The organism is Coxiella-like endosymbiont, assembly GCF_002871095.1.
Lineage (GTDB): Bacteria > Pseudomonadota > Gammaproteobacteria > Coxiellales > Coxiellaceae > Coxiella.
The window spans coordinates 1-4,059 of the sequence record NZ_NSHJ01000158.1 but is presented as its reverse complement, the minus strand read 5'-3'; the positions used below and the strand labels follow the sequence as shown (position 1 = coordinate 4,059).

Here is a 4,059-nt window from a genome sequence, read left to right as displayed (position 1 = left end):
AAATTATATTTTTCGATTTTTTAAACATAAAAATGGTTTCTTATTTAATAGAAATACTTATTGTAAAATTATTGTTTTGAGTATAAATTTATTATTTGAATTAGAATTAATAAAAAATATACTTTCTTTTTGTTTTCAATTTACTTACAATTTCTTCTTCCTACTCTATTAAAAGGAAAAAATCATGGTAATAAAAAAACAAACTTCTCGAAAACCTAAATCTGGAAAATTTAGAACAACAAGAATATCAAGCGTCAAAAATCGGATGACTAAAACTCAAGTATTTACTCATATAGCTGAAATAACGGATCTTTCTAAAAGACAAGTGACCCGGGTATTTGAGGTGTTGGCTGATTTGGCACAGGCTCATCTTAAAAAAGGTGGGGTAGGAGAATTTGTTATTCCAGGCCTGGCTAAATGTATTGTGAAGCGGAAAGCAGCGACTAAAGCGCGTAAAGGAATTAATCCATTTACGGGTGAAGCGATGACTTTTAAAGCTAAGCCAGCGCGAAATGTTGTTAAAATCCGCCCGCTCAAGCGATTAAAAGAAATCGTAGAATAAGGAAGGAGGTAAGATGAGAAAATCTACAAAATCAATAGCTCTTCAAAAAGCTGAAATAGCAGTAAAAAAATTAAAGGTGCGATTAAAAAAAGCTGAAACAACAGTTAAAAAAGAATTGGAAAAGGTAAAAAAATTAACTGAAAAAGTTGCAAAAAGAGGAGATGCCATCCTAAAGAAAAGAATACCAATAAAAACTAGAGCAAAACGAAAAAAAAATCTTACAAAGTATGTTAAAGATGGAAAAAAAATTAAGCGTTCGAGTAAGAAAAGCCCTCTTTAGTTTTTTCTTGGTAGAGGTTTTAATGAAAGGCCGATTGAGCTCGGATCATCTCTAAGCTTAATCGGTGTTTTTTTGTGAGCATATCTTTATTATCTATTTAACTACCACTAAAAAATTTGAATCGATCTAAGCTCCCTTCAATTTTTTTTAATTTATTCCAACTTTAATCCAACTCCAGAGATTGTATTTTGTCCGTTTTCTTATGATCAATTGATACCATAACAGGGTGGAAGGAATTATTCAAAAAACAAGATTTCTCTAAATTAAGAAGATTAATTTATCTAAATTAAGAATATTAAAAAAAATATTTTATCACAAATTCTCTAGCTTTGGTTGAGATATATTTTTCTTGGCTTAATTAAATCATAGAAAATTTGCAGCATTGCTTAATAAAATTAATTTTTATGAATGCGACTAGTGTAACTGTAAAATCTGCTTTTTCTTGAATTATAAAAAATATCTTTCAGATTCGTCATAAATCTACTTAATATACATATCTTATAGTTTCATCTAAGATTTATAAGGCTCTTCAAACCAGTATGATATAAAATCGAAAAAATTATTATTTAATTTATGAACGTACACTTCAAATTTTTTTAAGTCAGATAAATCAATCTTAATTAATAAATAACATAATAGTTCCACGAGCTAGGGGGGTGGAACATAATTCAAAGATTTGACTGATCTACGTTTTTTAATTATATCAAATAATTAAAGCTTTACTAAGTGAAGTAGTGTTTTAGGAATTCTATTTGCTATTGTTTTAATTCTTTGAGTTTATTTGGTGGGAGAAGTTCATAGAGAAGAATAATAATAAAAATTTAAATGATAGTTGTATGCTTTTTGGTATGTATTATGTTTTTTAAGTACTCAATTCTAACCCCTATTTTAACTTGGAGTATCAGGTATAGACTCTTTCGCCTTTTTGAAAGATCCAAAAAGATTTTAGTATGATTGATCTTGTAGGTAGAGCGTGGAGTATTGGTACTTAATAACGACAATAATATGCAATAACACACTTTTTAGAAATTCAGCTTTTAAAATACAAAAAATACTACTAAATACAAAAATACTACTAAAGATATATAAAAATATTTATTAGCAAGCTTTAGTGAAGATGTAAATAAGAAATTTCTCTGAAGATATCGCTAATTGTGAACAAAGTTTATTAATTTATCTCAAAATTTCCTACGTAAAAAAATTATTAACGGAAAAATTATGTGTTTAATTTTGAGATATATGTGTATCTCAATTTAATTAAGAGAAATATTGATAGGATTTTAAATCAAGGAAAGTATAAATCTTGAATATATTGAAACAGCGGTGCTTCGGAATTTAATCTATAAATATGAAGAAATGAATAGAGAAAATTAAATTTGAACTGAAAAAAAATCATGGATATTTGCGGATTGATAAATGCAGCTTAATAACTTACGATATGGAATCGTCTATTGTATATTAATTTTGATTCTATTTAATGAGGTACAAGTAAAATGCTTATTAAGATTGGACAAGCAGCCCCTGATTTTAGTTTGCAAACTGATGAAGGAGAATTTTTGTCACTTAAAAATCTGAAAGGGAAAAAAATTATATTATACTTTTATCCTAAAGATGACACTCCAGGATGTACAAAAGAAGCTTGTGGATTTCGTGATATATGGTTTGATTTAATTAAGGTAGGAGTCACGGTTCTTGGTGTTTCAAATGATAGCATTAAAACACATCAATCTTTTAAGAAAAAATATAATTTACTCTTTCCTTTAATGTCGGATAAAGAAGGTACTGTATGTGAACGATACGGTGTTATCGTTGATAAAAATCGTTTTGGAAAGAAATATAAAGGAATTGAACGTACGACCTTTCTTATTGATGAACAGGGTAATATTTCTGCTATTTGGTCAAAGGTTAAAGTGGAAGGCCATGTTTCAGAAGTTCTAAATAAAATTTTAAAAGAAACTTGATTGATGGATCAGATAGATTTAATTCAAAAAAATGAATGTCTTAAATATTTTATAATGCTGTCTCTTTCGAGCACTATATTAATTTTATCCATGAATATCAAACTTTTATCAACTACTCTAAAAGATCTAGAAAATTTTTAGGTAGAGGAAGCGAAAAAATACATTAGATTAAATATAGCTTTGGAATTGCTCAAAGCTTAATGAATATTATTTTAAAGAAATTTCTTTTGGTTCCTGAGGGAATTATTGCATGCTCTTAGATGGATTATATTAACCCAGATCTCTCTGACTTGCTACTCAAAGTAGAGGGGTCATTATATGGGAAAGAAACAATAATCCTTCGTGCTCAAGAAATTTAATTTATCATGAGTTTCGTCTGAAGAAGTAGTCTTAATATGAAAAGTATGTCGTTTTGATAACGGTCTAAAGAGATTAGGTGTTTTGCAAAGCGATTGTGTTTGTATGGAGATCTTTATGATATTACTGGGAATCAGTATATAATAGCAATGTTTGTTTATACGTGTATCAGAGCGGTATATTTCCCCTCCCAGTTTATTATGCTTAAAAGATTTTCTTGGGAAAGCTTTCAAAAAGATTTACAATGTTGATTATGAATGTGTTCTTAATATAACTACATATGTCTTAATCAGCAAGGAAGCAAAAATATATTTAAAGCTATTATAAGTTCATAATAGCTACTGATGAATGCTTTTTCTATAAAGCATGTGATTTTTCTCTCCTTGTGAGTTGGACGAATTAGCCGATAAAAATTAAAATATTTATATATTGAATTATGAATTTTATTTTTAAGGAACTACCTGAATATCTTTTACAACTTATAAAAGTTACAGATTTACTGTTTATTTTATATGTCTAGTCTAGTTCGACAGAAAATCTAAAGGGAATATTCTATAACTGATACAGGATATTTATTGTATGTCACTATGCCTTTTAACTAGTTTTGAACTATAAAAAATAATATTGTCTGTTGTATAGCAGATATTGGATGATTATAGGAGATTCGTATTTACTCTATGGTCCTTTAGCTAGTGAAGAAAAAACATTAATATTTGTAGGTATTACGACTTTTACCTTTTTTGTTATTGGAAAGTACTTTCATCATGGGGTAAATATTTGTTATAAGTTTCTAATAATGATTCAAGTATTAATGCAAAAAAAGATGTTAAACGAACAAAGCTGTCAGATTTTAAAGTTTTTAGGCAAAAGGGGGTAAGGTTTTGGGGGGGGTTGTAGGT

The 4,059-nt window shown here is 28.1% G+C and carries 3 protein-coding genes; all 3 read left to right on the top strand.

The window, feature by feature from the left end; all coding sequences use genetic code 11:
- Positions 1-184: 184 nt before the first annotated feature.
- Positions 185-562 carry an HU family DNA-binding protein gene (locus tag CLERM_RS03600; RefSeq protein WP_102157221.1) on the top strand — a complete coding sequence of 126 codons (378 nt, stop codon included), beginning with the start codon at positions 185-187 and terminating at the stop codon, positions 560-562.
- Positions 563-575: 13 nt separating this feature from the next.
- Positions 576-842, top strand: a complete 267-nt coding sequence (locus tag CLERM_RS03595) for a hypothetical protein (protein WP_102157220.1) — start codon at positions 576-578, stop codon at positions 840-842.
- A 1,493-nt stretch (positions 843-2,335) separates the two neighbouring features.
- Complete coding sequence (gene bcp / locus CLERM_RS03590) at positions 2,336-2,803, top strand: thioredoxin-dependent thiol peroxidase (RefSeq protein ID WP_102157219.1); 468 nt, start codon at positions 2,336-2,338, stop codon at positions 2,801-2,803.
- The last annotated feature ends 1,256 nt before the right edge of the window (positions 2,804-4,059 follow it).